A 4,823-nucleotide genomic window follows, 5' to 3' on the forward strand; every position below is an offset into this window, starting at 1 on the left:
TGGTTTCGATGTTTTGGGGAATTTCAGATTGTTGGGAAAAGATTTGCAGCAGGTTGGTGAGGGTTGCGTCTAGGGTTGGGGAAAAGCCGAGGCTGCGATAGATGACGTAATCGAATTGGGTTTTGATGCGATCGATTAGGCTTAGGGAGAGGGTGGTTTTGCCGATGCCGCTGATTCCGAGGAGGGCGATGAGACGAGTGTGTTCCTGTGTTATCCAGTTTTCGAGGGTGGAGAGTTCAGAAGTGCGATCGAAAAACCTGAAGATTTCGGGTGCGTCGCCTAAGTCGATGTGGGGTTGAGTTGGGGTTTGTTGGGGGTTTTGGGGTTCTGTTGGACTTCTCGCCCTTTCTTGACAAACATTGAGGTTATTATTAACTGTTACATTCTCGCTTCCAATAGTTGGTGAAAAATTAGTATAAAATTTTGCCCTTTCTAGTATTGCTCTAACATTTACTTTACTAACTTCTTCGCCGAAGACATCTGATAGTATCTTCCATAATTCAGAAGCAGCAACCCTAACATACCCTTCACTACAATCGCGGTCTTGCGCTACTCTTGTTGCATATTTTCTACCTTGCAGCACTTCTTTTAAAATAGCTTCTTGCAGGTCGTCTAAGTGCTTGCCTGTTGTGGAAAAAACTTTTTCATCTGCAAATCTTAAGACTTCGTTAAGCTCCATAGAGCACGTCTGGGGTAATTTTTAGTTATTATAACTTATTTTTTATAACTTTTTAGATAACAAAATATAACATTTTCTAAAGTGAGTGGGGGGCGATGAGCCAAAGTGGTCATTGTATGATTTTGGGAGTAGAGGTTGGTTGCACTGAGGGCGATCGTGCTACATCCGGGCTTGTCAATATTTCTGGCATTTGCGAGTGTCTGGGGTCAGTCCCGACAGTTCCGAGGGCAAATACTTATATTTTGACACAGTTTGTAAAAAAGTGAGTGCTAAGTACACGGAGAAGTAAGATGCCAAGCAACTATGATGATGATGATGATTATGAAGAAAAACAAACTTACGGGGTGCGAAAACAAAATCGAGAATCCGCCAATAAAGATGTAGATAACGTAGTTAAGGATTTACACTTACAACCCGATGAAAGAGGTGAACTACATGATTTGCTAGGAGAGGATTATCTTGGCTACCACGAAATTCTTGATCGGGCTAAATCTCGGTTTGATCCCTATCATCTTAAATATAAAAATGGTGAAAAGCCTCGTTGGTAGCCAGTGACTCACTATAGCAAAACAAATGCTTTCTGAAATCTACAGTTAATAGCCTAAAGTAAGGAGAAAACGTCAAATGAGTTACCCAAGAGCGGCATCATATCAAGCTGACCCAGACGCTGATAATTATGTCTGTGGTAGTTGTGAGAGAACTCAAGATCCTCGCGAAGGCGAGCCATGTATCAAGTGTGGAAAACCTACTGTCACTTGGTTAAAATCTCAGGGCCAATCGTGGGATAAAGTCTTGAAGAAGTGGGAACGGTATCACGGTTAAGTACAGTTATATCATAAATGTGAGAGGACTGAAATCATGGCTAATGAGAAACCACCAAATCAACCAAAATCTAAGGAAGAAATGGAGAGAAAGTGTACCAACTGCGATGGTACAGGAAAGAAAAATTACCCAGGTGGAAAACACGAGGTTGATTGTCCTACCTGTCGCGGTAAAGGTTTTACTTTGTAAATGATCAGGGAGTTGCGATCGCTCTCTCGAATCTACTCTGCGGTAGCGCAAAGGATGGTCGAGGGTGCAGGGGGCGATGCTTCATCTCTCCGTTATACATAAAATATTTGTCGATAAGGATAGATAATGATGACATTAATTCTAATTGTAATTGTGATTGCCACTATTGCTTACTTTGTCTTAGTTAATAAAAATGAACATCAAACTCCTAGTCTTCCTAGTCGTAATGAAATAAGATACCCGACTATTGATGAAAGTCAACTGAATGACGATCTAAGTTCAGCAGTAGGAATAGATTATCGAAACCTGCGTAATTTTCTAGCAGTCAAAGATTTTAAATCCGCTGAAAAAGAAACTCAATCTCTTTTCTTAAAGTTTTTCTTTATAGACCGCGATCGACTTGATCCTGACCCTGAAAGACCAAAAAGTATTCCTTGTACAGATATATGTACTATAGACAGACTCTGGGTCAAATACAGCGAAGGACTTTTTGGTATTAGTGTTCAAAATGACATTTGGTCTGATATTTTTTGGAATTTTTACCTTGAAGAACAAAAATTTGCCATCCGAGAAAAAATTGAAAAGAGCGACAATGAACTTCGCCAAGCAGCTTCGCTCAATAGTTGGCCTAAATTTAATGATACGGTAGGATGGAAATCAGACAGAAACTATATTTATCAAGGTTTAGCACCAAAGGGTCATTTACCAGTCCTATATAGTCCTCACAGCATGAGGTGTTACTCTGCTATGACAGCCTTATTTGATCGATTTCGTAGATGTCTTGAGTAGAAAAAAAGATACCTAGGCTCCGCAAACAAATCCCCCAACCTAATCAAATGGATTCTATATAGCAATTTCTGCTCAAGAGCGAGGGAAATGCGATCGCCCTTATCTTCCAAAAGTACGATCGCCCATTTCTTCCAAAAGTACGATCGCCCTTATTTGTAAACATCTCCCCTAGAATTAATCGCAGTCACAACATATACTTGATTTTCCCTATCTTCTACAAAAACTATCCGATATTTACCCACTCGCAGCCTTAATTCAGGATCACCTTTAAGTTGCTTAATGTCAAGCTATATAATCACTTACTAAAGTATCTAAAACCTTAACAAGGCGTACTTAGTCATCCGGTTGCATTCGCGATAAATAGCGTTCTGCTGCTTTCAGGAGAATGTAGTCAGTCAATTTTTTTCTCCAAACAGCTTCAATTTGAGTTCTTGGGAGGATATCCCCCGATCGCGACCAGCTTGGTAATCTTGCCAAGCAGCCTCGCTCTCTGCTATTTCTTCTGCTGAAATTACTTCATCATCTTCGGCAACTTCTTCCCGTAACTGAATCATTTTTTTCAAGTCTTCTAATAACCGCAGTTGGTCTGCAAGCGTGAGGCTTTTAACTTGATTCAGTACCTTGCTATAAGTAAACATAGACTTGGTTGTAAGAGTTTTTGCTTGCTCTCTATTATATCTCCATTTAAAATTATGGGAAAAGCGATCGCCCTTTTATTCCCAAAGTTCGATCGCTCTTATACTATCTTGCACAATTTGTTAGCTGTTGCGAATTCACCTCAAAGGCGATCGCAAACTCCGCTTGCGGCAGCAATCTTTTGATAATCCGCAAGTGTTCCTCGGCGTCGTTTCGGCGGCGAAAACGCGCCACAGTCAGGCGTTGCAGGTTGGGCAGGTGGCGGTAAATCACCCACGGGTAAAGTTGTTGTTTGTAGTTCATCCTAGTTCTGCGATAGATTGCGGGCAAAATGAGACACTAGAAAGGCAGGGCTGATTTCCCGTACTCTGCCCTTTTGCTGTCTATATAGACATAGTGTCTGGACAAACTTGTTTTGTCAAGTAGTCTAGACACTATGTCATATTTTGTAATGATTAAGCGAAGACAACCTCAAGAAGAAGCTGGCGAATCACCGCTGAAAAAACTCAGAGATGAGTTAGGAATGTCCCAAGAAGAATTTGCTCGGCAAATTGGGACATCGGTACGCACTGTGAGTCGCTGGGAAGCCGGAGATAACGTGCCGACATTCACAATTGCCCAGATGAAAGCTTTGGCAAATTTTTTGCGATCGCGCGGGTTAACTCTTGATGACTTGCCCGATCGCTTTGGTCCGCCTGAGTGAGTATCCGATCGCCCTTTATGTTATCTTATAAGTATATACGCTTTGTATATACAGTTTGAGGCACTTTGAATATGACTATCTCGCGCAAACGACTTGAAGAATTAGAGAATATTCCAGAATCTGCGATCGATACGTCTGATATTCCTGAATTAGATGCGAGTTTCTGGGAAAAAGCCCAACTCGTGCAACCGCTCGCTAAACAAGCTATTTCTTTAAGAGTTGATAGCGATGTCTTAGATTGGTTTAAAAGCCAAGGAAAAGGTTATCAATCTCTAATGAATGCTGTGCTGCGCTCTTATGTTGAACATCACATCAAAAACAGTCAATAAATGTGCGCTGGCATTTTGTAGATTATAATAAGTGCATGAGGGACCCAACAACAGAACAGTTACGGAGTTTATATCGGCTGTGTCATCTACTTACCAACGTGATGTTCCACCCAATTCACATAGTGCGTTTAGATGAACGAACTCTCAATCTATTTATCTTGGCAGGACAAAACGAAGAAATTGAGCTGGAAATTCAACCAAATGGGAGTATTGAGCCATGAATAATGTCAATTATGCCGCAATGAGCGATCGCGAATTAAAGCGATACATTCTCACCCACAGAGACGATCGCGAAGGTTTCTATGCCTATATGGATCGGCGGCGTTCCCGCCCCCGCAAAGTTACTATAAAACTTGATGACCCAGCTTGGCAAGAGAAGATAATATCAGCTATTCGGGTGCAGTTAAAGTCTGCTAATTAATTAATTCAAAAGCTAAAGCTTATCAATGTTGAAATAGAATCACAGGCGATAGCCTTTATCTTCCCAAAGTACGATCGCCCTGATATTCCTCAAGTGCAATTAAACTTGACCAGGCAAATCCAACGCAATTAATAAAGCTTGATTCAGCAGAAGTATTGCTTCATCACTAAGCATTCCTCGTAAACTCAATAAACGAGATTTAGATAATACCCGTACTTGATCTGCCATAGCGATAGAATCGTTGGTTAATCCACC

At 41.1% G+C, this 4,823-nt stretch carries 10 protein-coding genes and 1 pseudogene; 8 read left to right on the forward strand and 3 right to left on the reverse strand.

From position 1 onward, the window contains the following. Nucleotides 1-679: pseudogene (locus tag ACUVJL_RS12035) on the reverse strand (ATPase); the annotation flags it as partial. A 290-nt stretch (nt 680-969) separates the two neighbouring features. Here ACUVJL_RS12035 and ACUVJL_RS12040 point away from each other — a divergent pair. The 4 genes from ACUVJL_RS12040 to ACUVJL_RS12055 all read left to right on the forward strand — a co-directional run bounded on the left by ACUVJL_RS12040 (nt 970) and on the right by ACUVJL_RS12055 (nt 2,479). Continuing rightward, complete coding sequence (locus ACUVJL_RS12040; protein WP_445246065.1) at nt 970-1,227, forward strand: hypothetical protein; 258 nt, start codon at nt 970-972, stop codon at nt 1,225-1,227. Nucleotides 1,228-1,303: 76 nt separating this feature from the next. Further along, nucleotides 1,304-1,501 carry a hypothetical protein gene (locus ACUVJL_RS12045; protein ID WP_445246066.1) on the forward strand — a complete coding sequence of 66 codons (198 nt, stop codon included), beginning with the start codon at nt 1,304-1,306 and terminating at the stop codon, nt 1,499-1,501. A gap of 36 nt (nt 1,502-1,537) precedes the next feature. Then, complete coding sequence (locus tag ACUVJL_RS12050; RefSeq protein WP_445246067.1) at nt 1,538-1,690, forward strand: hypothetical protein; 153 nt, start codon at nt 1,538-1,540, stop codon at nt 1,688-1,690. Nucleotides 1,691-1,816: 126 nt separating this feature from the next. Further along, entirely contained in the window at nt 1,817-2,479 is a 663-nt protein-coding gene (locus ACUVJL_RS12055; RefSeq protein ID WP_445246068.1) for a GUN4 domain-containing protein, read from the forward strand. A 395-nt stretch (nt 2,480-2,874) separates the two neighbouring features. On the opposite strand, the gene ACUVJL_RS12060 is transcribed toward ACUVJL_RS12055, so the two are convergent. Then, nucleotides 2,875-3,117, reverse strand: coding sequence for a hypothetical protein (locus tag ACUVJL_RS12060; RefSeq protein ID WP_333234004.1), 243 nt, complete (start codon nt 3,115-3,117; stop codon nt 2,875-2,877). Between the two features lie 103 nt (nt 3,118-3,220). Beyond that, nucleotides 3,221-3,418, reverse strand: a complete 198-nt coding sequence (locus ACUVJL_RS12065) for a hypothetical protein (RefSeq protein WP_333212349.1) — start codon at nt 3,416-3,418, stop codon at nt 3,221-3,223. Nucleotides 3,419-3,566: 148 nt separating this feature from the next. Here ACUVJL_RS12065 and ACUVJL_RS12070 point away from each other — a divergent pair, with 148 nt between their 5' ends. The 4 genes from ACUVJL_RS12070 (at nt 3,567) to ACUVJL_RS12085 (ending at nt 4,568) form a co-directional block, all read left to right on the forward strand. Next, nucleotides 3,567-3,818, forward strand: coding sequence for a helix-turn-helix transcriptional regulator (locus ACUVJL_RS12070; RefSeq protein WP_041623394.1), 252 nt, complete (start codon nt 3,567-3,569; stop codon nt 3,816-3,818). Between the two features lie 71 nt (nt 3,819-3,889). Further along, nucleotides 3,890-4,147 (forward strand): BrnA antitoxin family protein, encoded by a 258-nt coding sequence (locus ACUVJL_RS12075; RefSeq protein ID WP_445246069.1) that lies wholly within the window; start codon nt 3,890-3,892, stop codon nt 4,145-4,147. 35 nt (nt 4,148-4,182) lie between these two features. Next, nucleotides 4,183-4,368, forward strand: a complete 186-nt coding sequence (locus ACUVJL_RS12080) for a DUF6888 family protein (protein ID WP_445246070.1) — start codon at nt 4,183-4,185, stop codon at nt 4,366-4,368. Beyond that, nucleotides 4,365-4,568: a DUF6887 family protein gene (locus tag ACUVJL_RS12085; RefSeq protein WP_445246071.1), complete on the forward strand. Its 204-nt coding sequence runs from the start codon at nt 4,365-4,367 to the stop codon at nt 4,566-4,568. The genes ACUVJL_RS12080 and ACUVJL_RS12085 overlap by 4 nt, the downstream gene beginning before the upstream one ends. Nucleotides 4,569-4,823 lie beyond the last annotated feature (255 nt).

Source organism: Microcoleus sp. OTE_8_concoct_300 (genome assembly GCF_031383065.1).
Taxonomy (GTDB): Bacteria; Cyanobacteriota; Cyanobacteriia; order Cyanobacteriales; family Microcoleaceae; genus Microcoleus.